This window comes from Salinicola sp. V024, from assembly GCF_052645315.1.
The window spans coordinates 59,994-85,054 of record NZ_JBQXYB010000010.1; the positions used below are offsets into that span (position 1 = coordinate 59,994).

Sequence of the window (25,061 nt, forward strand, 5' to 3'; positions counted from 1 at the left end):
AACTGGCTCCAAAGGATCGATATGGTAAATACGAGAAGAGGCTATACAGCTATCGGAGGGGATTTTGAAAAAGCGTTCAGATACGAAAGAATTCTAAAGCTCGTCAACGTTAATGATGACATAGCGACCGTTCTCCGGCTGCATCTGGTAATTGAAAATATTCTTGATCTATGGGTTTCCAAGGCCACTCAGCACCCCGAGATTTTGGCGCACGGAAGGTTTAGCTTTGCGCATAAACTGGCGCTAGCTGAGGGGAGCGGCTTACCTAAAGATCTCGCCAAAGCCTATGGTCATATCAACAAGATAAGAAACCAAATTGCTCATGCCAAGACAGAAGAGTTATCCGATTCTCAAGTCGAATCGATGGCCTCTTTGACAGACAATATCAGAACGAAAATCAAAGAAAATGATAGCTTGAAAGTCAAAGAGCTACATCTCGGTGTTGGCGGTACATCACCTTCGGGTGAGAATGTTACTCAGCAGGTGGAATATATAGCCAGTAGTAACAGAATTAAGCTGATTATCGCGGGGTGCATTCTTTTAACAAAAAGCGTTGCGCTATTTACTTCAGAGCTTTCGAAAATGGGTGTTCCACTGACAGTGGGAGAGGCAATGCCTAGCGACTACGAACCGCCCCAATTCAAAGATTTTGAGCCCTAAGTACGTCCTTTCATCTGGGGCATATCGCCTAGAAAGCGAAAAACCCCGGTGCAACTCACCGAGGTTTAGACGCCGACCGGGCACTCCCTGTCCACTTGCTGTGGAATTTGGACTTCGATACGCGATCAGTCAACGGCGTTCGCGCTCTATTGGATACTGGCGTTATTCCGTACCACGCATGCGGGATTAACTGTAAACAGCGTTGCGCCGCACGAGTTCATTGCCGCTAGTGCCTCACGGCCTCAGCCAGCATTTCACGCATCTGCGGTACCGGTGTCTCTTCGGGGATGACGCGAATGTGTCGGGTATTGGACAACTCGGCGATGATCTCCCGATAGCTGCGGGTTTTTCTGGCTTCTTGGTCGCCGGGTGCCTGACAGACGAACACTGTATCCTCCGGCAGTCCGCCATGCTTCTTCAGCCGGTTCATTTGCATGATCCAACGGTCGCCCTTGTCGAGAATGCTCTTTGGATCATCCAGATCGAAGGATAGCGGCCGGATAGCCTGACGCGGGGTGTGCTCGCCACGTCGCCACACAAAGGGAAAATTGACGTGATAGAGCTCATCGCCCAAGCGCTCCTCGCGGTAGGTGCGATCGGCAAAATGTGTTTTTAGCAGGGTGCCAAGACGGCGCTTGATCCGTGTTTCGGCTTCTTCCCGCTGACCGAATTCGTGGTGGACGTAGCGATTGAATAGCTCGTTCAGCGTTTCTTCGGGATTGGCAGAGGCGATGGTTCCCGGTGGCCCGAAGCGGAACATGGTTTCGCTAGGTGCGATCAGATGCTTGAACAAGCCCATTTTTAGCACGAAGTCACCAGTGTGCGCGTTTGCGAGCTCGGCGACGCGTCTAACCTCGTCGGTAAACTCCTGGCGTGCTTGCCGGAAAACGCTGGGTTCGAGCTTGTCGAAGAAGTCGGTAACTCGCTTGCGCCGTTGGGTCTCGACGCGCTGCAGGAACTGGCCGTCGGAGCAGAGCATGACGATTCCCAGGTTCGCGAACTCACCTGTTTCGGGGTAGGGCTGGAATCGAAGCACCGCGTAATTGCAGAAGGTGCTCATGCTAGTCTCCAAAAATCGTCGTCATTGAACCGCTGCAGCAACGCGTACCGTTCCTCGAGCGTTGGTGCTACCTCCGAATCTTCGTCCCAGAGATCGCGATAGACCCACTCCTCTGGCAAAAGGGCGGTGATCCTATCCCAGTCCGCCAAGGCCGTGTCAAGCGCGGCGATGTGCTCGGCGCGGGTCACCATGTCATTGCAGCAGTGACGCTGACTGGCGAAGACATGGTTGGTCAGAATTTCCTGGTCTGGTGTTTCCATGGCAAAAGCCACGTTATGGTCGATCACGCCGAGGCCCTGACCGGGAGACCAAAGGAGATTGACGTTGCCGCCGTTCTCCGTAAGGCAGCGATCACCGTTCTTGACCCACTTATCGAACACTAGCACACGTTGCTGAAGGGCAGTCTCAATATGGTCCAACTGCGAGTAGACCAGTGTCGTGGCGTTTTCGATCAGCCGACTGGCGAAGGCAGGGCCACCTTCCAAATCCCACATGCCGTCAATCGCGCTGAAATCGATCAGCTGCTGGGGTATCTGCATCAACCCATAGGCAGGAATCGGAAGGCCCAGGCATTTACCGAGTTCTGCACAGATAAGTTCCGATGCCAAAGCCGCTTTACCTACGCCATCAACACCTTTGACAACGTAGACACCCCCTTTGTCGTCTCTAATCAGGAAAGGGCGACAAAGTCCTTGCTCGGATCGCCTCAGTATCTCTACCGCCTTTAGCCTTCGTGCTGTCATGACTGCCCTTACAAAATCGAATTCAGCGCTGGCCTTCCAAACGACCGAGTCTTCACTCCAAATTTTGGATTTGTTCCCGCATCTGCTCGATCAGCACCTTCAATTCCACCGCGCAGCGGGTGGTGTCGGCGACGATGGCCTTGGAGGAAAGGGTGTTGGCTTCGCGGTTGAGTTCCTGCATCAGGAAGTCGAGGCGCCGGCCGATCGGGCCTTTTTGCTTGAGCTGACGTTCGACCTCGGTGACGTGGGTTTCCAGCCGGTCGAGTTCTTCGGCGACGTCTGCCTTGTGGGCCATCATCACCATTTCCGCTTCCAGCCGCTGCGGGTCGAGTTCGGTCTTGGCGCTCTCCAGTCGTTCCAGTAGCTGGGTACGCTGGCGCTCGAGAATCGTCGGCAGGTGCTCGCGCACGGTTGCTACCTGTTCGCGAATACCAATCAGACGCTCGCGAATCAGTTCCGCCAGGCGTTCGCCTTCGCGGGCGCGGCCGGTTTCCAGATCCTTCAGCGCGGCGTCGAACAGTTCGAGGCCTGCAGCTTTGACCTGATCGATATCCAGGCGCTGGGTGGCCATCACGCCGGGATGGGCGAGTAGTTCCAGGGCGTTGGGCATCGGCGCTTCCGGCAGTTGGGCGCGAACCTGTTCCAGTGCCTGCGAGAGCGCCTCGAGCTGATCGGCGTTGATGCCGGGGGCGGCGTTGCCTTCAGCCGGGTCGAAGCGCAGCGAGCACTCCACCTTGCCGCGGGCGAGTCGCTGGCGCATCGCTTCGCGAAAGTGCGGTTCGAGATCGCGCAGGGTATCGGGAAGTCGGAAGTGTGGCTCCAGATAGCGCTGATTCACCGAGCGCAGTTCGAGCTGCAGGCTGCCCCAGTCGGCATCACGGGTCTGGCGGGAGAACGCGGTCATGCTATGGGGCATGGGGAATTCCTTGAATCGTCGAGCTGATCGATCGAGTGTAACCCATCCGTGAAGAGGTTGGCCGCCGCTCGTCGGCGGTGAATGTACGGCTGACCCGTGTAGAATGGCCGGCCTGCTGTGAGGCGTCGAAGGTGTGGCGCTTCTGTCATTGATGTTTGGATCGAGAGGCTTTCATGCGCCCGAGTGGACGACAACCCGATCAGCCCCGTGAGGTCACGCTGACCCGCGGTTTTACCCGTCACGCCGAAGGCTCGGTGCTGGTGAGCTTCGGGGATACCCAGGTGCTGTGCAACGCCAGCGTCGAGGCCGGCGTGCCGCGTTGGCTGCGCGGCAAGAACCAGGGCTGGGTGACGGCGGAGTACGGCATGCTGCCGCGCGCGACCCATTCCCGTAGCGGCCGTGAAGCGGCGCGAGGCAAGCAGGGCGGGCGCACGCTGGAAATCCAGCGCCTGATCGGCCGTTCGCTGCGCGCGGCGGTGGATCTGAAGAAGCTCGGCGAATACACCATCACGGTGGATTGCGACGTGCTGCAGGCCGATGGCGGCACGCGCACGGCGTCGATCACCGGGGCCTGCGTGGCGCTGATCGAGGCGCTGCAGTACATGCAGCGCAAGAAGATGATCAAGACCGATCCGTTCCGTCAGCTGGTCAGCTCGATCTCGGTGGGCGTCTACAAGGGCACGCCGGTGCTCGATCTGGACTACCCGGAAGACAGCGCCGCCGACACCGACATGAACGTGGTGATGACCGAAGACGGCAAGCTGATCGAGGTACAGGGCACCGCGGAAGCCGAGGCGTTCTCCCGCGCCGAACTCAACGGCATGCTCGACCTGGCCGAGAGCGGGTGCCAGGCGCTGTTTGCCAAGCAGCATGAGGCGCTGGGCATTCGCCGCTAGTTCGCGAAGTGATGGCGGCCACCATGGCCGCCATCTCGGGTTTTCTTATCTTCTTCATTCCCTCTAATTTCCCTTCTCCCTTCTCCCTTCTCCCTTCTCCCTTCTCACCGTCGTTCCCGCAAGATCGCGTCCGGCTGCAGGGTCGGTCACGTCGACTAGACTAAAGCCTGAAGCTATCGGGCCAGGGCGGTGAGCTTGGATGCCGTGGCCCGTCGTCCATGTCAGGGAGACAACTGTGTCCGAACCGACTATCGCGGATCTCATCATCGAGACGCTGGACCGCGCCGGCGTGCGTAACATCTGGGGGCTCCCGGGCGATTCGCTCAACGGCCTGACCGAGAGCCTGAGACGTCAGGAACGGATCCGCTGGCGCGGCGTGCGCCATGAAGAGGTCGCGGCGCTGGCCGCCAGCGCCGAGGCGGATGCCACCAGACAGTTATCCGTCTGCGCCGGCTCCTGCGGGCCGGGCAATCTGCATCTGATCAACGGCCTGTATGAAGCCCAGCGCGCCAACGTGCCGATGCTGGCGATCGCGGCGCAGATTCCCTCCAGCGAGATCGGCCTGGGTTACTTCCAGGAGACCCACCCCGAAAACCTGTTCCGCGAGTGCAGCGACTATTGCGAGCTGGTGTCGTCACCCGATCAGATGCCGCGGGTACTGGAAACCGCCATGAACACGGCGATCACCCAGCGCAGCGTGGCGGTGATCGTGATACCGGGGGATGTCGCCTTGCAGCCGGCGCCGGTCAAGGGCTCGAACTGGTCCGAGCCCGTGCGCGCCGTGCCGGTGCCGCCCGCCTCGGCGCTCGACGAGCTGGCCGAATTGATCGATGGCCACCAGCGCGTGACGATTCTCGGCGGTTACGGCTGCGACGGTTACCACGCTCAGGTCGTCGCCCTGGCCGAGCGGTTGAAGGCGCCGGTGATTCATGCGCTGCGCGGCAAGCAGTCGCTGGAGTACGACAATCCTTTCGATGTCGGCATGACCGGGCTGATCGGTTTCAGCTCCGGCTATCACGCACTCAAGGATTGTGACTTCCTGCTGATGCTGGGGACCAACTTTCCCTATCGCGACTTCTTCCCCGAGCACGGCCGGATCGTCCAGATTGACGAGCGCGGCCCGCATCTGGGCCGGCGCAGCCCGCTGTTGAAGGGGCTGGTGGGTGATATCGGTGCCACTATCGATGCGCTGCTGCCGCGTTTGAAAGAGAAGACCGAGCGCGACTTTTTGGACGAAGCGCAGAAGGATTACCGCAAGGCGCGCCAGGGGCTCGACGATCTCGCTGCGCCGCGAGATATCGGCGAACCGCTGCATCCGCAGTATCTGACCGCGCGGGTCAGCGAGCTGGCGGACAGCGATACCGTGTTCACCTGTGATGTCGGCACACCAACGGTATGGGCTGCGCGCTATCTGGCGATGAACGGCCAGCGCCGGCTGACTGGCTCGTTCATGCATGGCTCGATGGCCACGGCGGTGCCGCAGGCGATGGGTTGGCAGGCGGCGTTTCCGGACCGTCAGGTGGTGGCGCTGGCCGGCGATGGCGGCGTCAGCATGCTGATGGGCGACCTGATCACGCTGGTCGAGCACCAGCTGCCGGTGAAGATCGTGGTCTACAACAACCAGACGCTGGGCTTTGTGGCGATGGAGATGAAGGCGGCGGGCTTTGTCGATGAAGTGACCAACCTGCCGGCGGCGGACTTCGCCAAGGTGGCGGAATCGCTGGGCATGTTCAGCGTGCGCGTCGAGTCCTCCGAATCGATCGACGATGCGCTGCGCCAGGCTTTCACCCATGACGGCCCGGCGCTCGTCGATGTGCGCACCGCCAAGCAGGAACTGTCGATTCCGCCGCGCATTCAGGCCGAGCAGGCCAAGGGCTTCAGCCTCTACACCGTGCGCGCGGTGATGAGCGGGCGCGGCGACGAGGTGATGGATCTGGCCAAGACCAACTGGCCGTGGCGGCGCAAGAAGTAGCCGGCCTGATCAAATCGTCGCCCACAAAAACGCCCCGATCCTGCGATCGGGGCGTTCGAGTTTGGGACGATCCTACTTTCGGCCCGCGCTCAGGATTTCTCTTCGATCATCTTTTCGCGTGCCAGGCGCGCCTGTTCTTCCTCGTAGGTGGGGAAGTCGACATAGCCACGCGCATCGCCACCGTAGAAGGTATCCGGATCGAACTCGGCCAGCGGCCAATCGTTCTGCAGGCGCTCGACCAGGTCCGGGTTGGAGGTGAACGGGCGACCGAACACCGGCAGGTCGATGGTGCCGTCGTCGACCAGCTTCTGCGCTTCGGCCTTGTCGAGGTTGCCGGCGAACAGCAGCGTGCCGTGATAGGCATCACGGAACTGACGCAGGAACTCGCGCGGCAGACCGTCCTGACCCTGGGCGCCCTGATCCATGAGGTGGACATAAGCCAGGTTGCGCTTGCTCAACTCCTCGGCGAGATAGAGATAGGTGCCTTCGATGTCGTCATACAGCGGCATGTCGAACAACGTGCCGTAGGGCGTCAGACGCACACCGACACGATGTGCGCCGATCAGCGCGATGGAAGCGTCGATCGCTTCCAGCAGCAGCTGGCAGCGATTCTCCCGCGAGCCGCCGTAGTCGTCGGTGCGATCGTTGAGGCCGGCGTTGACGAACTGCTCGAGCAGATAGCCGTTGGCACCGTGCAGCTCGACGCCATCGAAGCCGGCGTTACGCGCATTCAGCGCCGCCTGGGCGAAATCGTTGACCAGTCGACGGCACTCCTCGGTCGTGGCAGCGCGGGGCGTCGTTGCCGCCATCATGTCGGGCTGACCGTCTTCGTTGTAGCCGAACGCCATGCCGCCCTGCTTGGCGCTGCTGCTGATCGGTGCGGCACCGTTCTGCTGGATCGAGGTGTGCGAGACACGGCCGACGTGCCAGGTCTGACAGAAGATCACGCCGCCGCGCTCGTGCACGGCCTGGGTCGCTTTCTTCCAGCCGGCGATCTGATCCGGGCCGTAGATGCCGGGATTGAACAGATAACCCTGGCCCTCACGAGAAATCGGGCTGCCTTCGGAGACGATCAGTCCGGCGCTGGCACGCTGGCGATAATAGAGCGCGCCCATTTCGTCGGGCACGTCACCCTTGGCGCGGGCGCGGGTCATCGGCGCCATGACGATACGGTTGTTCAGGCGGGTGCCGGCAAGATCGAACGGTTCGAATAGCGATGTCATATCGTGAACTCCTTTTTACGCTGACATTCGGTCGCGATGACGTCAGGCCAAAAATAAGGCGAGCCCTTTCGGGCTCGCTCGAATAGACCATAGTCTAGGAAACGATTAGCCGACCAACAATGAATCCTGACGACTATATCGATGCAGCAAAACTATCGACTGTCGAGATCAGGCCATGGGTTCGTTGGCGTGGCGGCGTTTTCAGACCACCGACGTCATCCCGCCATCGACGGATACATTCTGTCCGGAGACGAAGTTCGACGCGCCGGAGCAGAGATAGACCAGCGTGCCCACCAGCTCCTCGACCTGACCCCAGCGCTGCGCCGGGGTGCGCTTCTCGATCCAGGCGTTGAAGTCGGCGTCCTGCCACAGCGCCTGGTTCATGTCGGTCTGGAAGTAGCCGGGGGAGAGGCAGTTGACCTGGATGCCGTAGCGCGCCAGATCGGCGGCCATGCCCTGAGTCAGCAGTGCCACGCCGCCCTTGGACGCGGCATAGGGCACGATGGTCTCGCGGGCGAGTTTCGACTGCACCGAGCCGATATTGACGATCTTGCCGCTGCCGCGCGCCGACATCGCCGGGCTCACCGCCTTCGAAACGTAAAAGGCGCTGGAGAGGTTGGTGGCGATCACGGCGTCCCAGTCGGCGGGATCGAAGTCGTTGAACGGGCCGCGTTTCTGCAGGCCGGCGTTGTTGACCAGAATATCCGGCACGCCGAGGCGTTCGAGCAGCGGATCGATGGCCGCTTTCACCGCCTCGGCATCGGTCACGTCGAAGGCGACGGCGTCGACCGTGGCGCCGGTTTCCGCCGCCAGTTTCCGGGCGGCTTCCTCGGCCGCTTCCTGGCTACGTCCGTGGATGATCACTCGGGCACCCTGTTCGGCCAGCCCGCGGGCCAGCGCGTTGCCCAGCCCGCGGGTGGAACCGGTGATCAGTGCCAGGCGACCTTGAATATCGAATAGGTTGGTCATCGTTGTCCTCGTATCGGTGAGTGCTCTAGAAGATCAGATAGACGGCGCAGGCCAGCACGAACCCGACCACCGACTCCAGCGCCTGCTGCACGGTCCAGGTCATCAGCGTGGTCTTGACGTCCATGCCCAGCAGGCGCCCCACCAGCCAGAAACCGGAGTCGTTGACGTGGCCGGCGAAGACCGAGCCGGCAGCGGTGGCGAGGGTGATCGCGACGATCTGCATGGCCGAGAAATCACCTCCGGCGACGGCCGGCGCCATTAAACCGGCGGCGGTGACCAGTGCCACGGTAGCGGAGCCCTGCGCCAGTCGCATGACCACCGCGACGAGATACGCAGCGCCGATCACCGGCAGGCCCAGATCGCTCATCGAATCCGACAGCGCATCGCCGATGCCGGAAGCCTGCAGCACACCGCCGAACATGCCGCCGGCGCCGGTGATCAGGATCACCGAGCAGATCGGCCCCAGCGAGGAGTCGACGATCTTCTCCAGCGCGCTGCCGCCTTCACCCCGGCGGCTGCCCAGCACGTAGATCGCCACCAGCACCGAGATCAGCAGTGCGATCGGGGTCTCGCCCAGCGAGGAGAGGAACTGGAACCAGGTGGCGTCGCTGTCGGCCACGCCGGCGGCGCGGGCGAAGTCGAGCCCGGTATTGAGAAAGATCAGCGCCAGCGGCAACAGCAGCAGTGCGATGACCGTGCCCACGCTGGGCGGATTCTCGATTTCGTCGTCGTCCTGGCCGCCGAACAGGCTCACTTCCAGCTTGAAGTCGAAACGGCTGGCGGCGAAGCGCCCCCACAGATAACCCGAGAGATACCACATCGGAAAGGCGATGATGATCCCCACCAGCAGCACCAGACCCAGATTGGCGCCGTAGAGCTCGGTGGCGGTGACCGGGCCGGGGTGCGGCGGTACGAACACGTGCATCACCGAAAACGCCGCCGCTGCCGGCAGCGCGTAGAGCAGTACCGGGCCGCCCAGGCGCTTGGCCACCGCGAAGATGATCGGCAGCATCACGATCAGGCCGGCGTCGAAGAAGATCGGAAAGCCCATGATCAGCGACGCGATGCCCAGCGCGAAGGGCGCCCGGGCCTCGCCGAACAGCGAGACCATCTTCTCGGACAGCACCTGAGCGCCACCGGAGTGCTCCACCAGCTTGCCCAGCATCGCGCCGAAGCCGACCAGCAGTGCCACCGAGCCCAGGGTACCGGCGAAGCTGTCGGTCATGGTATCGACGATGGCGCCCGCGGGGATGCCGGTGGCGAACGCGGTCAGCAGGCTGACCAACACCAGCGTCGGGAAAGCGTGTAGATGAAAGCGAATGATCAGAATCAACAGCAGGGCGATCGCGGCAGCGGCGATACCCAGCAGTGGCCCTGCCGTCAGGGTTTGTGTCCAGTCGTCCATGTGACTCTCTCCTGGAAGTGGTCGGTGCGGTTCCACGGTGGCATAGCGTGATATATCAAGAAATACGACATTGGTGGTTGGCGAAAACGGACCCGATTTGAACAATCCTCGAGCTTATCCAACACTTGAAAGGTCACCCCTCATCGTCGGACAGCCCATCATGTATCGCCAATTTTTTTATCTGCTGACGGCCGCGCTGATCGCGGCCACTCTGGTCATCGGCGTCTTCTGGCACGCTTTTCTGTGGCTACTCATTCTCTGGGTGCCGCTGGCCCTGATCGGCTGGCGGGATCTGCGCTCCCCGCACAACGTGCTCTACAACTATCCGCTGATCGGGCATCTGCGTTATCTGCTCGAGTTCGTGCGCCCGGAGCTACGTCAGTACTTCTTCGAGTCCGAAACCAGCGGTCGCCCGTTCTCCCGCGAACAGCGCAACCTGATCAACGCCCGGGCCGACGGTAGCGGGGATACCTCGCCGTTCGGCACCATTCGCGACGTCGGTGCGCCCGGGTACAATTTTTCGTATCACTCGATCCAGCCCGGCAGCGTGCCGGACGAGGCACGCCGGATCGTCATTGGCGGGCCGCAGTGTTCGCGCCCTTACTCCTCCTCACGGTTGAATATTTCGGCGATGAGCTTCGGCTCGCTCTCCGGCAATGCCGTCGAGGCGATGAATCTGGGCGCCAGCCAGGGCGGGTTCGCCCACGATACCGGTGAGGGCGCGATCAGCCCTTACCACGAAAAGCACGGCGGCGACCTGATCTGGGAGCTGGGCACAGGCTATTTCGGTTGCCGCCAGAAGAACGGCCGTTTCGATGCCGAGACGTTTCGGGACAAGGCGCGAAGCGCGCAGGTCAAGATGGTCGAGATCAAGATATCCCAGGGCGCCAAGCCCTCTCACGGCGGGCTGCTGCCAGGGGCCAAGGTCAATCGTGAGATCGCGAGTACGCGTCAGATCGAGGTAGGCAAGGACTGCGCATCGCCATCGTCGCATCCGGAGTTTTCCACCCCGCGCGAGCTGATGGCGTTCGTCGACCGCCTGCGCGAGCTCAGCGACGGCAAGCCGGTCGGGATCAAGCTCTGCCTGGGTCGGCGCAGCGAATTTCTGAGTATCTGCAAGGCGATGGTCGAGACCGGCACCCTGCTCGATTTCATCGTCATCGATGGCGCCGAGGGCGGTACCGGCGCGGCGCCGCAGGAGTTCTCGGACAGCCTTGGCGTGTTCATCGACGAGGCGCTGCCGTTCGTCGACAGCGCCCTGCGTGGCGTCGGCCTGCGCGACAAGATCCGGCTGGTGGCCAGCGGCAAAGTGGCGCTGGGTTACGACATGGTGGTCAAGACGGCGTTGGGCGCCGACATGTGCAACGCCGCGCGACCGTTCATGTTCGCCGTCGGCTGCATTCAGGCGCGGCGCTGCCACACCAACAAGTGCCCGACCGGGGTGACGACGCAGGATCCCAAGCGCTCGCGGGCGATCGACGTGCCGGAGAAAGCCGAGCGCGTGGCCCGCTACCACAAGGCCACGCTGGACGGCTTCGCGGCGTTGACCGGGGCGATGGGGCTGTCGCATTTCGACGAGCTGACGCCGGATCATATTCGCCACCGCAGCGCCTACGCGCCGGCTCGCGGCTATGCCGATTTCGAGCTGCCGAAGCTCGAAGAGGCGCAACTGCTGGGTGAAGAGATTCCCCCGGAATGGCGCGAGCACTGGCAAGCGGCGGCCGTCGATCGCTTCTAGGCGGATCGGGGCTCCGGCCCCGACTCGCACCGGCGGCGCCACGTGCTAACCTCGATGGCAGTCACTCTGTCATCGCACTCTTTCGTCGCACCCTGTCATCGAGGCACCGCATGTTTCCTTTTCCCGCCTATCGCTATCAATCCGCCACTTCCGATCCCGCTTCCGGTGGGGCCGGCAGCGGCGACCCTCATCGCTGGCTGGAAGCGGTCGACAGCGCCGAGGCGCTGGCCTGGGTCGAGGGTCACAACCGACGCACGCTCGAGCGCTTCGAGGACGCCGATTTCGCCACGTTGCAGACGGGGTTGCGCGAGATTCTCGACGCCGACGACCGCATTCCGTTCGTGGTCAAGCGCGGCGAGCACTACTACAACTTCTGGCAGGACGCCGAGCATCCGCGCGGTCTGTGGCGTCGTACCCGGTGGGAATCCTATCTTCAGGCGCGGCCCGAGTGGGAAGTGCTGATCGATGTCGATGCGCTCAATGCCTCGGAAAACGAGAACTGGGTCTGGCACGGCGCCGATTGTCTCGAACCGGAAAAGCCGGGTGGCCCCTGGGAGCGGGCGCTGGTGTCGCTCTCTCGCGGCGGCGCGGACGCCGACGTGACCCGCGAGTTCGATCTGATCGCCAAGCGCTGGATCGGGGCCGACGATAACGGCGAGTCCGGCTTCGAGCGTCCGGAAGCCAAGGGCGGCATGAGCTGGATCGACCGCGACACGCTGTTCGTCTACACCGATTTCGGTACCACGGACTCGGGTGAAAGCGCTTTGACCAGTTCTGGCTATCCCCGCCTGGTCAAGCGCTGGCGCCGGGGCGAGCCGATGGCGGCGGCAGAGACGATCTTCGAGGCCGCCGAACAGGACCTGATGGCGCTGGCGTTTCACGACAGCACTCGCGGTTTTGAGCGCGATTTCATCCATCACGCAATGGCATTCTACGAGCAGCGACTGATCGAACTCCTGCCCGACGGCGAGGCGTTCCCCATCGAGGTGCCGCTGTCGGCCCAGGCGGTGGTGCATCGGGAGTGGCTGCTGGTGCATCTGCGCGACGACTGGCAGCTCGAAGAAAACGATCTGAACTTCCCAAGCGGCGCGCTGCTGGCGATCGACTACGCGTCGTTCAAGCGTGGCGAACGCGATTTCACCACGCTGTTCACGCCGGATGCGCACCGCTCGCTGGAAGGGTTCGAGTGGACCCGAAACTACCTGGTGCTGGACGTTCTCGAAGACGTCAAACATCGGCTGCAGGTGCTAACGCCGGGGCAGGGCGCCGACTGGTCACCGCGCCCGATCCCGGGTTTGCCGACGGCCGGTGAAATCGGCGTCGCGGCCATCGATGACGAAGAGAGTGACGAGGTCTTCCTGATCGTCACCGACTATCTCACTCCCACCACGCTGGCGCGGATGGATCTCGCCGCGGTGGATCGAGCGCCGGATACGATCAAGCGCGCGCCGAGCTTCTTCGAGACCGACGGCATGCAGGTGACACAGCGTTTTGCCACCAGCGCCGACGGCACGCAGATTCCCTACTTTCTGGTGCTGCCGGCCGGCATGGAAGCGGGAAAGCCGCCCCAGCCGCTGCCGACGCTGCTTTACGGCTACGGCGGCTTCGAGATTTCGCTGACGCCGCACTATATCGCCGGGGCCGGACGCAGCTGGCTCACCCGTGGCGGCGCCTACGTGGTCGCCAACATTCGCGGCGGCGGCGAGTATGGCCCGCGCTGGCATCGCGCCGCGCTCAAGGGCGAGCGCCACAAGGCGTTCGAGGATTTCGCCGCCGTCGCCGAAGATCTGTTCGCTACCGGTATCACCACGCCGCGTCAGTTGGGCATCCAGGGCGGTTCCAACGGCGGTCTGCTGGTCGGCAACATGATCACGCGCTATCCGGACCACTTCGCCGCGGCGGTGTGTGAAGTGTCGCTGCTCGACATGCAGCGTTATCACCAGCTGCTGGCGGGTGCCTCGTGGATGGCGGAGTACGGCGATCCGGACAGCGACGACTGGGAAGCCTTTCTCAAGGACTACTCGCCCTATCACAACCTGCACGAGGGCGTGGACTATCCCGCGGTACTGTTCACCACCTCGACCCGCGACGATCGGGTTCACCCCGGCCACGCCCGCAAGATGATGGCGAAGATGGAAGCGATGAACGCAGGCGAGGTCTATTACTACGAGAACACCGAAGGCGGCCACGGCGGCGCGGCGGACAATGCCCAGCGGGCGAAGCTGAGCGCCCTGGCGTGGCGCTTCCTGTGGGACCGGTTGAGCGCAGCCCCCGACGCCGGCTGAGACATTTCGGCTTCAGGGCTTCAGGGCTTCAGGGCTTCAGGGCTTCAGGGTTCCAAGGTTTCAGGGTTTCGTGAGCTAGCCGGCGGTCTTTTCCTGTACGCCAAGGCGATACCAGTGGACGGCGTTGTCGTGCAGGATCGCCTGGCGCGCGTCCGGCGCGGCATCGGCGATCGCCTGCTCGACCATGCCCAGCCAGGTCGCATAGCTGACATTGAGTCCGGTGACAGGGAAGTTGCTGGCAAACAGGCAGCGCTCGGCACCGAAGATGCCGATCGTTTCGGCGAGCACCGCGATGTTCTGCTGCTCGTCCCAGGCGGCCATGGGGCTCCCCAGTTCCGAAAGCTTGACCGCGACGTTGGGGTTGGCGGCGATGGCACGCATGCCCTCGCGCCAGCGCGTCAGCCCCTGCTCGCTGCGATCCCAGGGCAGGCCGGTATGGTTGAGAATCACGCGCAGGTCCGGAGTGGCTTCCAGCACCCTGGCGGCATCCGCCAGATGCCAGGCCGGCACGCGCAGATCCCAGCACAGATCGCGTTCCTCCAGCAGTCGCAGCCCGCGGGCCCAGTCAGTGTCCTGCAGCGAGCCCGATGCGCCAAGCGTGGCGGCGTACTGATCCGGTCTCGCTGCCGTCACCGGCTTGGCGCGCACACCGCGAAACAGAGGTGAACGCATCTGATCTTCAAGCTGGGATTCACAGGCCGGATCGGCGAACGCCGCCCAGCCGACCAGCGCCGTGGGCAGCCCCTGCTCCTCGGCCAGCTGTGTCAGCCAGCGGGTTTCCACCTCCGGCGCCTGCCGGATCGATTCGGCCTCGCAGTGCACGGTGCCTGCCAAACGATAGCCGGGAGGGATCTGTGAGCGGAGATCCGCCGGCAGGAACGGCTGACGGATGCGCGCGTAATCGCCGAGGAAGAAGTGAGCGTCGATCTCGTCCTCGAGCCAGGGGTAATTCACGCTGCCGTCCAGCGCCCAGAAGTGGTGATGGCTATCGATCAGGGCCTGTTCGTTCATCGGAATGACCTCAGTTTGCCAGCCAGTACAGCGGCACGGTGATGATCTGCGGGAACGCCACGAACAGCAGCAACAGCACGACGTAGGCCATGACGAAGGGCAGCACGCCCATGACCGCCTTCTCGAACTTGAGCTGCCCCACGCTGGCGATGACATTGAGCACGTTGCCCACCGGCGGCGTGATCAGGCCAATGGCGCAGTTGAGCACGAACATGATGCCGAAGTAGACCGGGTCGATACCGGCGATCTGCACGACCGGCATCAGGATCGGGGTCAGCACCAGGATCGTCGGTGTCAGATCCATCACCATGCCAATGATCAACACGATGGCCATGATGGCCAGCATCAAAAGGCGTGGACTATCGGTCAGCGGCGAGAGTAGATCCGCCACCATCATCGGCAGCTGGGCGATGCTGATCAGCCAGGATGCGACGCTGGCCGCGGCGATCAGGAACATCACCACGGCCGTATTGCGCGCCGCCAGTACCAGTACCTCATACAGCTCGACGAGATTGAGCTCGCGATAGATCAGTGTGGATACCAGCATGGCGTAGACGGCCGCCACCACACCGGCCTCAGTGGGCGTGAAGATCCCGGTCTTGATACCGCCGATGATGATCACCGGCAGCAGCATGGCCCAGAAGCTCTTGCGCAGCGCGGTCAGCCGCTCGGCGCCGGTGGCCTTCGCGGCCACCACCAGCGTCTCCTTGCGAGTGATGAACAGCCACATCAGCACCAGGGTCACACCCATGATCAGCCCCGGCACGATCCCGGCCAGGAACAGTTTGCTGATCGAGATGCTGCCCGCCACCCCGATGATGATCAGCGGAATCGACGGCGGAATGATCGGCGCGATGATGCCTCCCGCTGCCATCAGCCCGGCCGAGCGGCCCGGGGGATAACCGGCTTGGCGCATCATCGGCAACAGCATCGAACCCAGTGCGGCGGTATCGGCCACGGCCGATCCGGACAGACTCGCCATGACGATGGCAGCGAAGATGGCCACGAAGCCCAGTCCGCCCTTGCGATGCCCGACCATGCTCATCGCCAGCAGCACGATGCGCTTCGATAGCCCACCCCGCGACATCACCTCACCGGCGACCAGGAAGAAAGGGATCGCCAGCAGCGTGTAGCTGTCGGCGCCGTTGACCAGGTTCTGGGCCAGGATCTGAGAGTCGAACAGCCCCAGATGCAGCATCAGCACCACGGCGCTGACCAGCAGGGCGAAGGCAATCGGCAGGCTGAGGCCGATCGATGCCAGCAGCGAGGCGAGGAACAGGCCGATCGTCATGGCGCGATCTCCTGATGATGCGATATCGGCTGCAGAGAAAACGGCATCAGCAATCGTAATATCAGGATCAGCGCCATCAGGACGCCGGCGACCAGTGCGGCAAGATAGAAAACGCCGACGGGAATGCCACTGATCGGTGACAGATCGCTCCAGTTGAGCCGTGTCTGGGCGTAGCTGCCTTTGATCAGCATCAGGCAGCACCCCAGCATCGCCAGTGTCACCAGGCGTTGCAGCAGACCCTGCAGTTTTTGCGGCAGGCGATCGGATAGAGTCGTCACCCTGAGATGTTCATGCCGCATCAGGCCCACGACCGTGCCGAGGAAAATGACCCACACGAACAAAAACCGGGACAACTCGACGCTGATCGAGATGCCGCTGTTGAAGCCATAGCGCAGGACGACATTGGTGAACACCAGCGCGATCATCGCCACCAGTGCCAGCACCATGAGCAGATTGAGGGTCGACTCGGCAATGCGTGACAGGCGGCACAGCATCGTCTGGAGCGAGCCCTGCGGTGGTCGAACCGTAGCTTGCGCCGGTCTGGACATGGCGGACCTCCCCGGAAGTCGCGATCAGTGGTCGAAGGTTGTGGCTGGAATCTCAGCGCCGATCTACTGAGTTTCAGGCCGAGCGGCCTTGATGGCCTCGATCAACTCGGGGCCGTATTTTTCCTCGAAAGTGGCCTGCACCGGGCCTTCGACGATGTCACGCATCGAAGCACGGTCCGGTTCCTCGACGATCTGCATGCCCTGTTGCTTGAGAAACTCGAGATCGCCCGACAGGCTTTTGGCGGCTTCCTGGCGCTCGAATTGAGCGGAATCGATGGCCGCTTTCACCAGTATCTGCTGCTGTTCCGGACTCAAGCTCTCGAACTTGGCCTTGTTCATGACCAGTGGTGCCGCGGTGTAAGCATGTGCCGTCAGCGACAGGTATTTTTGGACCTCGTAGAATTTGGCCGAGCGGATCAGGCTGATCGGATTCTCCTGACCATCCACCGTGCGCGTTTCCAGGGCCGTGAACAGCTCCGTGAATGGCATTGGTGTCGGGTTGGCTCCCAGTGCTTCAAAGGCCGCGATATGCGCGGGGTTGGGCGTGGTGCGCAGTTTCAGTCCCTTGATATCGGCTGCGGTCTTTACCGGGTGGCGGGAGTTGGTCAGGTTGCGAAAGCCGATTTCCCAGAACGCCAGCCCCTTGAGATCGTGCTCACCCAGCTTGGCGAGCAGCGACTTGCCGATCTCGCCGTCCAGCACGGCGTAGGCATGGGCGTAGTTGTCGAACAGAAACGGCAGGTCGAGCACGTTCAGTTCGCCAACCAGCCCGGTGTAGTAGGGGTTGCCGGTCAGCACGATATCGATCTGACCGCCGCGGACGCTGGATACCAGCGCGGTGTCGCTGCCCAGTTGCCCGCTGGGAAAGACACGAATTTTCAAGTCACCGTTGCTGCGCTCGTCGACGAGCTTGGCAAAGTGTTCCGCGGCAATATTCTGAACGTCCGCCGCCGGCTGGGTATGGGCGAAGTTCAGCGTGGTAGCGGCGTGGGCGCCAGCCATTGGCACGAGAAGCACCGCGGCAGCCAGCAGGCGAGCGAGAAAAGGGTGCGACGTTGAGTTCTGGGCGGTCATGCGGCGATCTCCGAGTGAAGACATCCTTCTGGTTGGCACACCAATGGGAAATCAGCGCGCCAGGGCATTGGGTCGAGGGCTAGTACCGTGAAGACCAGTACCTTGAAACCCGTGCCTTGAAGAAGAGATCGGCTGCGAACCCGAAAGCGCTTTCCCGCCATGATCGAGCGCTGGAAGACGGCCGCCGAGTCGAATAACGCAGACGCCAGGGGCTTTCTCCAGCCAGTCAGTCGATGCTCTTCAACAGGGAGATTGCGCCTATTGAATCAATGTATACATTATACGTTGGTCGGCTCGACCTCGTTTTTCGCCTAGCCATTAGTCGCGGCAGGCTTCGAGGATCTTGCGCCGCGCTCCGGTTTCACCGGACCCCTACAGATCAGGCGGGAGCTACGTCATACTGCGGCTCATTCAATCCTCTTTCTGGGAAACCCGATCAATGAGCCAGGGCACGTTGAAGACCGGCACGGTGAAGCTCGGCGTGGTGATGGATCCCATCGCCGACATCACCTACAAGAAGGACACCTCCCTGACGCTGCTGTGGGCGGCGGAATCGATGGGCTGGTCGCTCTACTATCTCGAGCAGGAAGACCTTTACCTCTACGAGGGGCGGGCGATGGGCAGTGCGCGTTCGCTCAAGGTCCATCGCGATCCGCAGCACTGGTATGACCTGGGCGAGCGTGAGGCGATGCCGTTGGGCGAGCTCGACGTGATACTGATGCGCAAGGATCCGCCGGTGGACAGCCACTTTCTCAATGCCGTGCATCTGCTGGCCTTCGCCGAGCGCGAGGGCACGCTGGTGGTCAACCCGACCCGGGCGCTGTTCGAGTGCAACGAGAAGCTGTTCGCGCAGCAGTTCGCCCACTGCATACCGCCCACGGTGGTGTCGTGTCGCGACGCGGTGCTGCGCGCCTTCCAGGCCGAGCATGGCGACACCATCTTCAAGCCGCTGGACGGCATGGGCGGCACCGGCATCTTTCATATCGGCCCCGAGGGCCGCAATCTCGGCGCGGTGATCGAGCAGCTTACCGAGCGTGGCCAGCGCCAGATCATGGCCCAGCGCTACCTGCCCGAGATCAAGGATGGCGACACCCGCATCCTGCTGGTCGACGGCGAGCCGGTACCCTACGGTCTGGCGCGCATCCCCAGCGCCGGCGAGACCCGCGGCAACCTGGCCGCCGGCGGCCGCGGCGTCTCCCGCGAGCTGACCGACCGCGACTACTGGCTGGTCGAGCAGGTGCAGCCGATGATCCGCGAGAAGGGGCTGTTGTTCGTCGGCCTCGACGTGATCGGCGACTACATCACCGAGATCAACGTCACCAGCCCCACCTGCGTGCGCGAGATCGACGACCAGCGCGGCACGGACATCGCCGCCCAGTTGATGGCCGCAATCGCCAAACGGCTGAAGTCATAGGGCTGAAATCAGGACTGAAGTTACAGGGCTCGAGTCACAGGGCTGAAGTCATAGGAATTGAGTCACAGCGCTGGGCCGATTGCGCGGATCAAAGGTCATTTGGCAGAAGTGATACAATGGACCTATTTCGTTTACGACTGGCGGCGGCGGCGCGATCGCCGGGCCGCCGCGCGATGTCCGATGGAGTCTTATGCCAACGATCAGGCCAACGCCCCCGATGCAGAGTCTCAAGCACTACTTCCTGATGGCGATGCCGCATATGGAAGATCCCAACTTTGCGGGAACGCTGACGTATCTCTGCGATCACGACGACGACGGCACCCTGGGTGTCGTCGTCAATCGCCCCTCCGACCTGACCCTGGACGGGCTGTTCGAGCAGCTCGATATCGAGTCCGAATCCGGCCCGCACAACGACGTGCTGGTCTACAACGGCGGACCGACCTATCGCGACCGCGGATTCATCCTGCACCGCGGCAACGCCGAAGAGTGGGACTCCAGCATTCAGGTCGCAGACGGACTGGCACTGACCACTTCGGTGGACATCCTGCAGGCGATCGCCCAGCGACGCGGCCCCGAGCAGTACCTGGTGACGCTGGGTTGCGCGGGCTGGAAGTCCGGGCAGCTCGAGGACGAGCTCAAGCAGAACACCTGGCTGATTGCCGAAGGCGACGCCGGGATCCTGTTCGACCGCCCGCCGGAGCAGCGCCTGAGCGCGGCCGCCGGGATTCTCGGTGTTGATCTCAACCTGATGACCCGCGACGCCGGTCACGCCTGATGTCGTCGGCAGTAAGCGATAAAACCGGCCAGCGCCTGGTGATGGCGTTCGACTACGGCACCCGGCGCATCGGCGTCTCGGTCGGCAACGAGATGCTGCGCTCGGCCAGCGGCCTAGAACCGCTGACGGCCCGCGACGGAATCCCCGACTGGGTCAAGGTCGAGAATCTGCTGAAGGAGTGGCAGCCCGACCTGCTGGTGGTCGGGCTACCGATCCACGACGACGGCAGCGAGTCCGACATGAGCGTGCGGGCACGCAAGTTCGGTAATCGCCTGCACGGTCGCTTCGGCAAGCCGGTGGAGATGTTCGACGAGCGCGGGACCACCCGCGCCGCCAAGCTGATCGCCCGGGAGCAGGGCCACAAGGGCAACTACCGTGACCGTGGCGTCGACGGTATTGCTGCCCAGCTGATTCTCGAGAACTGGTTCAACCAGTAGCCGGACAAACGGGGCGTGACCCCGTTTCCTTCCGCAAGATTCCCTTTTTCAGACGACGGTCTTTTCCAGACGTTAATCCCTTCCACACGATGACCTCAGGCGTCGATATGCAGTTCCGGCGTCGGGCGGCGGAAGCCGCGGGTCAGCCACAGCAGCCAGGCCAATCCTGCCAATAGCCATAGCGAGCCGAGCGTGATCGCCCGGTAATCGAGGCTGAACAGCAGCCACACGATCGCGGCGAGGCCGATCGCCGGACACACCAGGAAGCGCAGGGTATCGCCCGGGCCACGACGATTGCCCTTCAGGTAGTAATGAAAGATCACCGCCAGATTGACCAGGGCAAAGGCCAGGAACGCGCCGAAGTTGATGAACGAGGCCGCGGATAGAACATCCATCGTCAGCGCCAGAAGGGCCACCACCGCACTCAGGATCAGGCCGCCCAGTGGCGTGCCATAGCGACCTAGCGTCCCCAGCCAGCGTCGCGGCAACACGTCGTCGCGGCCCATGGCGTAGATCAGTCGTGCGCCGCTGGCCTGGGCGGCGATGCCGGAGGCGAACTGGCCTACGACCAACCCGATCAGAAAGATCGAGACGAAAAGATCGCCGCCGATATTGCGCGCGATGGTGTAGGCGGCGGCGTCCGGGTTGGCGAAGTCGAAGCCCGGCGCCGCGAGCTGTACGCAGTAGGAAACAACGACGAAGATCAGCCCGCCCAGCAGCGTGATCAGCAGGATCGCCCGAGGCAGGGTGCGCTGCGGGTCGCGGGTTTCCTCGGTCAGCGTGGTCACCGCATCGAAACCGAGAAACGAGTAGCAGGCCACGGCGGCACCGGCCATCAGTACCGGTAACGAGCCATGGTCAGCGCCCAGAAACGGCGCCAGGCTGAACAGGGGCTGGTTCGGGTCGCCGAGAATGTAGTGCACGCTGAGACTGACGAAGGCCACCAGCACCAGCATCTGGATCAGCATCATGGCGCTATTGATCAGGCTGGCCAGCTTCAGACCCAGCACGTTGATCACCGTGGTCACGCCGATGAAAGCCAGCAGCCACAGCGCCGTCGGGACGGCCGGGAAGGCGGAATTCAGATAGGCCGCCCCGATCAGCCAGATCACCATCGGCAGGAACAGATAATCGAGCAGAATCGCCCAGCCGGCCAGAAAGCCCAGCCGATCATCGATGGCGTGACGAACGTAGGCATAGGCCGAACCGGCCACCGGGTAGGCGGCGGCCATGCGGCCATAACTATGGGCGGTGAACAGCATGGCGATCAGCGCGGCGAGATAGGCGCCCGCTACCGCGCCTTGGGTGACTACCGCCAGCACGCCGAACGTGCCCAGCACGATGATCGGGGTCATGTAGGCCAGGCCGAACAGCACGACCTGGGAGAGGGTGAGGGTCTTCTTCATTTCCGACATTGTCGTTTCCTGTTGTGGTTATTTTGTGAACCGTGGTTATTGCGATTGGCTGCGGGGGTTGCGATGAAAGAAGAGGGAAACGGCGTTCAGCCGAAGTACCAGCTGCGCCGCGGGCCTTGGGTTTCGAGATGACCCTGGAGATTCAGACGCCGATCTCCGTTGTAGTCGTAGTCCCGCCTGGCGCTGGACAGGCGCGCCGGATCCAGATGCAGCGGCTGGACAACCTCTTCGCGACCGGCCCGAAACAGCGGTTCGCCATCGGGGCCGATCAGCGCACTTTCGCCGGCGAAGGTCAGCCCGGCGCCCTCGCCGACCCGATTGCTCATGGCTAGAAAGCACTGGTTTTCCTGGGCTCTGGTCTGGGCGGCGCGGGCGTGTACGGGGCCATAGGGATCCATGTTGCCGTTGGTCACCACCAGCAGATCGGCCCCCATAGCGGCCAGCGCGCGCGCCGGTTCGGGGAATTCCAGGTCGTAGCAGATCAGCAGGCCGATACACCGGCCGCGCCATTCGAGGCAGTGAAGCGCATCGCCGGGTCGAACCAGCTCGCGCTCGTCCGGCCACAGATGGGTCTTGCGATAGCGCAGTGCGATGCCGTCTTCGGGTGTGATCAGCACGGTGGTGTTGAATACCGTCTCGCCATCCCGTTCCAGCAGGCCGATGGCGATCGCCAGGTCGCGCTCGCGGCTGGCCTCGATCAGTGCCTCGAGCTCCGGCCCGTCCACCGCCAGGGCGCGATCGAGCACATGGCCGGATTCGGCAAAGCCGCTCAGATGGGTTTCGGGGAAGACGATCAGCGCAGTGCCGGCCTCGGCGGCATGCACGACCTCCAGTGCTCGGCCGAGGTTGTGGGCGATGTCGCCTTCGCGGCTGGCGAGTTGTGCCAGGACAAGCTGCATGGAACACTCCGGGAGTTGTGATTGGAACGGGAGTCGGCCATCTCCAGTATCCCCAATCCCGCGCCGGTGCCTATCCCGCAAGCGGGGTAACCCGTTCGGGGGACGTGGCCTGACTTCAGGGCGTGTCGCCAATACGATTGAGTGAAGTGTCTCGAGGTGTTCTGAAGCGTTCTGACAGAGAGAGGGAGAAACGATGACCCATCGCCCCCGGCCGGAGACGAACACCGTCGAGACGCGCCCGGTCGAGACGACGCCGCTGGAGAGCCTGGAATGGCATCGTGCCTTCGGCCAGCTGGCGGAAAGCGTCGATCGTGCCGGCTTCTGGCTGGCGCTCGTTCGGCGTCTGGCGACGGAAGTGCATTTCGACACCTGGGTGGCACTGGTGTTCGATCGCCATCAGCCGCCCCGCATTCTCGCCGAGAGCGACGAGGACGACGGTGCCGACGACGCGCTGTTTCAGGACTATCAGCGCGGCCTGTATCTGCTCGATCCGTTCTACATCGATGCCTGCGAGCGTGAGCGCTCCGGCCTGTTCACACTGGCGGAAGTGGCGCCGCAGCACTTCACCCGCACCCAGTACTATCAGCGCTATTTTCGACGCAACATCGTCGCCGACGAGGTTCACTTCAATCAGAAGCTGGATGCGGGCCGAACCCTGTGCCTGTCGCTGGGCTCGACCCGTTCCTTTTCCCGTCAGGCATTGGGCAGCCTCACGTTGATGCAGCCGTGGTTGCTGGCGCTGATGCGCTTGCGCATGCATTTCGAGCCGCAAGACGACGGAGAGGCTGGGCTCCATCCCTGGCATCCGCTGCCGGACAGAGCACTTGAATTCGATTCCCGCTATGCGCTGACCGAACGCGAGCGCGAAGTGAGTCAACTGATGCTGGGAGGCAGCTCGACCAAGGAGATCGCCCGCCGACTGGCGATCTCGATCGAGACGGTGCGCGCCCACAAGAAGCATCTCTACGCCAAGCTGGGAGTCAATTCCCAGTCGGAGCTGTTTTCACTGTTCTGGCAGGCGCGAGGCTGATTCAGAGCGTGCGGTCATCCACCCCGAAGCTGGGCGGCACGAACCAGCCCACGTCGCGCAGATCCTTCTCGATCAGATCCTCCACCTGCAGCAGATGGGCGAAGATCGCCATGCGCATCGGGATGCCGTTATCGGTCTGGCGGAAAATCGCCAGACGCGGGTCGCCGTTGAGATCGGTACTGAGATCGTTGGCACCGGGGCGGCTGTCCCGCGGCAGCGGGTGCATCACGAGGGTGGTCGGCGAGCAGCGACGATCGAGAAAACCGCGGTCGACGACGAAGTCCGAGGTCAGTTCGGCGAAGCTTTCCGACATCTCCGCCGTAAACCGCTCGCGCTGGATGCGGGTGGCGTAGATCACGTCGACATCGTCGAAGCTTTCGGCCAGGTTGGGCCGGGTTTCGATGCGATGCCCGCGCGAGGCGACCAGATCGATCAGGTGCTGGGGCATCTCCAGCCCCGGCGGCGACACCAGCGTGATCCGCAGCGGTTCGTATAGCGACAGTAGCTTGATCAGCGAGTGCACCGTACGGCCGTATTTCAGGTCGCCGGTCAGCAGCAGATGCGCGCCCGCGAGCGGCTTGCCCAGCCGGGCGAACTCCTTGGTGATGGTGTAGACGTCCAGCAGCGCCTGGCTCGGATGCTCGCCGGGGCCGTCGCCGCCGTTGATCACCGGCACCTGGGTCGCCTCGGCGAACTCCGCCACCGACCCCTGCTCGGGGTGGCGCATGACGATGGCATCGACATAGCCGCCCATCACCCGGCTGGTGTCGTAGAGCGATTCGCCCTTGGCCATCGACGAGAAGGTGAAACCGGTCGTGTCGCAGACGCTGCCGCCGAGCCGACAGAACGCGGCGTTGAAGCTGATGCGGGTTCGGGTGCTGGCCTCGAAGAACAGATTGCCTAGCACGGCGCCTTCCAGCACGCGGGTCACCTTGCGGCGCTGGGCGATCGGCTCCATGCGCTCGGCGATGCGGAGCAGGTGATCGACGGCATCGCGGGAGAGCGAATCGACGGAGAGCAGGTGCGAAGGCATCGGGAAACCTCTTTGGCGGGCAAATGTGACAGCGCGTGCGGCGGCGATAGTGTAGCGCCGCTGGCGGCTGGCTTCACGCCCTCCGCATCAAGGTGACCTTCGCCGAGGACAGGCAGTTCATTTCACATGATTAACTTGAGTTAAAAGTTAAAACAGAGGTTTGGACAAAACCTGCAGGCTTTCTATGCTCAGGGGGCGCCGGGCCAATCCATTGGAGGATTTCTCGGCCAGCAGACGTTGTCTTGTTCGATAGACACGGTTTCATTC

22 protein-coding genes are annotated in these 25,061 nt (G+C 62.8%); 9 read left to right on the forward strand and 13 right to left on the reverse strand.

The window, feature by feature from the left end:
• The first annotated feature begins 21 nt into the window (after positions 1-21).
• Complete coding sequence (locus ACUN9V_RS14515) at positions 22-660, forward strand: hypothetical protein (RefSeq protein ID WP_445511922.1); 639 nt, start codon at positions 22-24, stop codon at positions 658-660.
• A gap of 226 nt (positions 661-886) precedes the next feature.
• Here the strand turns inward: ACUN9V_RS14515 and ACUN9V_RS14520 are convergent, their stop codons facing one another.
• From ACUN9V_RS14520 to ACUN9V_RS14530, 3 genes are read right to left on the reverse strand one after another with little or no spacing between them, the layout of a single operon-like run.
• Positions 887-1,720: a DUF3037 domain-containing protein gene (locus ACUN9V_RS14520; RefSeq protein WP_445511923.1), complete on the reverse strand. Its 834-nt coding sequence runs from the start codon at positions 1,718-1,720 to the stop codon at positions 887-889.
• Entirely contained in the window at positions 1,717-2,463 is a 747-nt protein-coding gene (locus tag ACUN9V_RS14525; RefSeq protein WP_445511924.1) for a HipA family kinase, read from the reverse strand. Before ACUN9V_RS14525 ends, ACUN9V_RS14520 begins: the two co-directional genes overlap by 4 nt.
• A 52-nt stretch (positions 2,464-2,515) precedes the next feature.
• Entirely contained in the window at positions 2,516-3,379 is an 864-nt protein-coding gene (locus tag ACUN9V_RS14530; RefSeq protein WP_445511925.1) for a YicC/YloC family endoribonuclease, read from the reverse strand.
• Positions 3,380-3,552: 173 nt separating this feature from the next.
• Between ACUN9V_RS14530 and rph the strand changes: the two genes are divergently transcribed.
• Both rph and poxB read left to right on the forward strand, forming a co-directional pair.
• Entirely contained in the window at positions 3,553-4,275 is a 723-nt protein-coding gene (rph, locus tag ACUN9V_RS14535; RefSeq protein ID WP_110693424.1) for a ribonuclease PH, read from the forward strand.
• A gap of 235 nt (positions 4,276-4,510) precedes the next feature.
• Positions 4,511-6,247: a ubiquinone-dependent pyruvate dehydrogenase gene (poxB, locus tag ACUN9V_RS14540; protein WP_445511926.1), complete on the forward strand. Its 1,737-nt coding sequence runs from the start codon at positions 4,511-4,513 to the stop codon at positions 6,245-6,247.
• An 89-nt stretch (positions 6,248-6,336) separates the two neighbouring features.
• On the opposite strand, the gene ACUN9V_RS14545 is transcribed toward poxB, so the two are convergent.
• The 3 genes from ACUN9V_RS14545 to ACUN9V_RS14555 all read right to left on the reverse strand — a co-directional run bounded on the left by ACUN9V_RS14545 (position 6,337) and on the right by ACUN9V_RS14555 (position 9,844).
• A complete protein-coding gene (locus ACUN9V_RS14545; protein WP_445511927.1) occupies positions 6,337-7,470 on the reverse strand; it encodes an alkene reductase in 1,134 nt (377 codons plus the stop codon).
• A gap of 201 nt (positions 7,471-7,671) precedes the next feature.
• Positions 7,672-8,439 (reverse strand): glucose 1-dehydrogenase, encoded by a 768-nt coding sequence (locus tag ACUN9V_RS14550; RefSeq protein ID WP_445511928.1) that lies wholly within the window; start codon positions 8,437-8,439, stop codon positions 7,672-7,674.
• 25 nt (positions 8,440-8,464) lie between these two features.
• A complete protein-coding gene (locus ACUN9V_RS14555; protein ID WP_445511929.1) occupies positions 8,465-9,844 on the reverse strand; it encodes a GntP family permease in 1,380 nt (459 codons plus the stop codon).
• 160 nt (positions 9,845-10,004) lie between these two features.
• On the opposite strand from ACUN9V_RS14555, the gene ACUN9V_RS14560 reads away from it, so the two are divergent.
• On the forward strand, positions 10,005-11,582 hold the full coding sequence (locus ACUN9V_RS14560; RefSeq protein WP_445511930.1) for an FMN-binding glutamate synthase family protein: 1,578 nt from the start codon (positions 10,005-10,007) through the stop codon (positions 11,580-11,582).
• A 110-nt stretch (positions 11,583-11,692) separates the two neighbouring features.
• Positions 11,693-13,867: a prolyl oligopeptidase family serine peptidase gene (locus tag ACUN9V_RS14565; protein ID WP_445511931.1), complete on the forward strand. Its 2,175-nt coding sequence runs from the start codon at positions 11,693-11,695 to the stop codon at positions 13,865-13,867.
• Positions 13,868-13,942: 75 nt separating this feature from the next.
• Here ACUN9V_RS14565 and ACUN9V_RS14570 read toward each other — a convergent pair whose 3' ends face one another.
• From ACUN9V_RS14570 to ACUN9V_RS14585, 4 genes are all read right to left on the reverse strand, one after another.
• A complete protein-coding gene (locus ACUN9V_RS14570) occupies positions 13,943-14,878 on the reverse strand; it encodes an amidohydrolase family protein (protein ID WP_445511932.1) in 936 nt (311 codons plus the stop codon).
• Between the two features lie 10 nt (positions 14,879-14,888).
• Positions 14,889-16,169 carry a TRAP transporter large permease subunit gene (locus tag ACUN9V_RS14575; RefSeq protein ID WP_075561606.1) on the reverse strand — a complete coding sequence of 427 codons (1,281 nt, stop codon included), beginning with the start codon at positions 16,167-16,169 and terminating at the stop codon, positions 14,889-14,891.
• Positions 16,166-16,717, reverse strand: a complete 552-nt coding sequence (locus tag ACUN9V_RS14580) for a TRAP transporter small permease (RefSeq protein WP_445511933.1) — start codon at positions 16,715-16,717, stop codon at positions 16,166-16,168. Before ACUN9V_RS14580 ends, ACUN9V_RS14575 begins: the two co-directional genes overlap by 4 nt.
• A gap of 63 nt (positions 16,718-16,780) precedes the next feature.
• Entirely contained in the window at positions 16,781-17,791 is a 1,011-nt protein-coding gene (locus ACUN9V_RS14585) for a TRAP transporter substrate-binding protein (protein WP_110693416.1), read from the reverse strand.
• A gap of 439 nt (positions 17,792-18,230) precedes the next feature.
• Here ACUN9V_RS14585 and gshB point away from each other — a divergent pair, with 439 nt between their 5' ends.
• The 3 genes from gshB to ruvX all read left to right on the forward strand — a co-directional run bounded on the left by gshB (position 18,231) and on the right by ruvX (position 20,417).
• Entirely contained in the window at positions 18,231-19,205 is a 975-nt protein-coding gene (gene gshB, locus ACUN9V_RS14590; RefSeq protein WP_110693415.1) for a glutathione synthase, read from the forward strand.
• 217 nt (positions 19,206-19,422) lie between these two features.
• A complete protein-coding gene (locus ACUN9V_RS14595) occupies positions 19,423-19,980 on the forward strand; it encodes a YqgE/AlgH family protein (RefSeq protein WP_110693414.1) in 558 nt (185 codons plus the stop codon).
• Positions 19,980-20,417, forward strand: coding sequence for a Holliday junction resolvase RuvX (gene ruvX / locus ACUN9V_RS14600; protein WP_445511934.1), 438 nt, complete (start codon positions 19,980-19,982; stop codon positions 20,415-20,417). The genes ACUN9V_RS14595 and ruvX overlap by 1 nt, the downstream gene beginning before the upstream one ends.
• Positions 20,418-20,512: 95 nt before the next feature.
• On the opposite strand, the gene ACUN9V_RS14605 is transcribed toward ruvX, so the two are convergent.
• Complete coding sequence (locus ACUN9V_RS14605) at positions 20,513-21,832, reverse strand: APC family permease (protein ID WP_445511935.1); 1,320 nt, start codon at positions 21,830-21,832, stop codon at positions 20,513-20,515.
• 86 nt (positions 21,833-21,918) lie between these two features.
• Positions 21,919-22,731 carry a carbon-nitrogen hydrolase family protein gene (locus ACUN9V_RS14610; RefSeq protein ID WP_445511936.1) on the reverse strand — a complete coding sequence of 271 codons (813 nt, stop codon included), beginning with the start codon at positions 22,729-22,731 and terminating at the stop codon, positions 21,919-21,921.
• A gap of 193 nt (positions 22,732-22,924) precedes the next feature.
• On the opposite strand from ACUN9V_RS14610, the gene ACUN9V_RS14615 reads away from it, so the two are divergent.
• A complete protein-coding gene (locus tag ACUN9V_RS14615; protein ID WP_445511937.1) occupies positions 22,925-23,761 on the forward strand; it encodes a response regulator transcription factor in 837 nt (278 codons plus the stop codon).
• 1 nt (position 23,762) lies between these two features.
• On the opposite strand, the gene ACUN9V_RS14620 is transcribed toward ACUN9V_RS14615, so the two are convergent.
• Positions 23,763-24,842 (reverse strand): aspartate carbamoyltransferase, encoded by a 1,080-nt coding sequence (locus ACUN9V_RS14620; protein WP_445511979.1) that lies wholly within the window; start codon positions 24,840-24,842, stop codon positions 23,763-23,765.
• Positions 24,843-25,061 lie beyond the last annotated feature (219 nt).

Excerpts from the sequence above, each read along its gene's own strand:
- ACUN9V_RS14515 (WP_445511922.1), top strand. The coding sequence starts at position 22 with ATGGTAAATACGAGAAGAGGCTATACAGCTATCGGAGGGGATTTTGAA.
- ACUN9V_RS14520 (WP_445511923.1), bottom strand. The coding sequence starts at position 1,720 with ATGAGCACCTTCTGCAATTACGCGGTGCTTCGATTCCAGCCCTACCCC.
- ACUN9V_RS14525 (WP_445511924.1), bottom strand. The coding sequence starts at position 2,463 with ATGACAGCACGAAGGCTAAAGGCGGTAGAGATACTGAGGCGATCCGAG.
- ACUN9V_RS14530 (WP_445511925.1), bottom strand. The coding sequence starts at position 3,379 with ATGCCCCATAGCATGACCGCGTTCTCCCGCCAGACCCGTGATGCCGAC.
- rph (WP_110693424.1), top strand. The coding sequence starts at position 3,553 with ATGCGCCCGAGTGGACGACAACCCGATCAGCCCCGTGAGGTCACGCTG.
- ACUN9V_RS14545 (WP_445511927.1), bottom strand. The coding sequence starts at position 7,470 with ATGACATCGCTATTCGAACCGTTCGATCTTGCCGGCACCCGCCTGAAC.
- ACUN9V_RS14550 (WP_445511928.1), bottom strand. The coding sequence starts at position 8,439 with ATGACCAACCTATTCGATATTCAAGGTCGCCTGGCACTGATCACCGGT.
- ACUN9V_RS14555 (WP_445511929.1), bottom strand. The coding sequence starts at position 9,844 with ATGGACGACTGGACACAAACCCTGACGGCAGGGCCACTGCTGGGTATC.
- ACUN9V_RS14560 (WP_445511930.1), top strand. The coding sequence starts at position 10,005 with ATGTATCGCCAATTTTTTTATCTGCTGACGGCCGCGCTGATCGCGGCC.
- ACUN9V_RS14565 (WP_445511931.1), top strand. The coding sequence starts at position 11,693 with ATGTTTCCTTTTCCCGCCTATCGCTATCAATCCGCCACTTCCGATCCC.
- ACUN9V_RS14570 (WP_445511932.1), bottom strand. The coding sequence starts at position 14,878 with ATGAACGAACAGGCCCTGATCGATAGCCATCACCACTTCTGGGCGCTG.
- ACUN9V_RS14575 (WP_075561606.1), bottom strand. The coding sequence starts at position 16,169 with ATGACGATCGGCCTGTTCCTCGCCTCGCTGCTGGCATCGATCGGCCTC.
- ACUN9V_RS14580 (WP_445511933.1), bottom strand. The coding sequence starts at position 16,717 with ATGTCCAGACCGGCGCAAGCTACGGTTCGACCACCGCAGGGCTCGCTC.
- ACUN9V_RS14585 (WP_110693416.1), bottom strand. The coding sequence starts at position 17,791 with ATGACCGCCCAGAACTCAACGTCGCACCCTTTTCTCGCTCGCCTGCTG.
- gshB (WP_110693415.1), top strand. The coding sequence starts at position 18,231 with ATGAGCCAGGGCACGTTGAAGACCGGCACGGTGAAGCTCGGCGTGGTG.
- ACUN9V_RS14595 (WP_110693414.1), top strand. The coding sequence starts at position 19,423 with ATGCAGAGTCTCAAGCACTACTTCCTGATGGCGATGCCGCATATGGAA.
- ruvX (WP_445511934.1), top strand. The coding sequence starts at position 19,980 with ATGTCGTCGGCAGTAAGCGATAAAACCGGCCAGCGCCTGGTGATGGCG.
- ACUN9V_RS14605 (WP_445511935.1), bottom strand. The coding sequence starts at position 21,832 with ATGTCGGAAATGAAGAAGACCCTCACCCTCTCCCAGGTCGTGCTGTTC.
- ACUN9V_RS14610 (WP_445511936.1), bottom strand. The coding sequence starts at position 22,731 with ATGCAGCTTGTCCTGGCACAACTCGCCAGCCGCGAAGGCGACATCGCC.
- ACUN9V_RS14615 (WP_445511937.1), top strand. The coding sequence starts at position 22,925 with ATGACCCATCGCCCCCGGCCGGAGACGAACACCGTCGAGACGCGCCCG.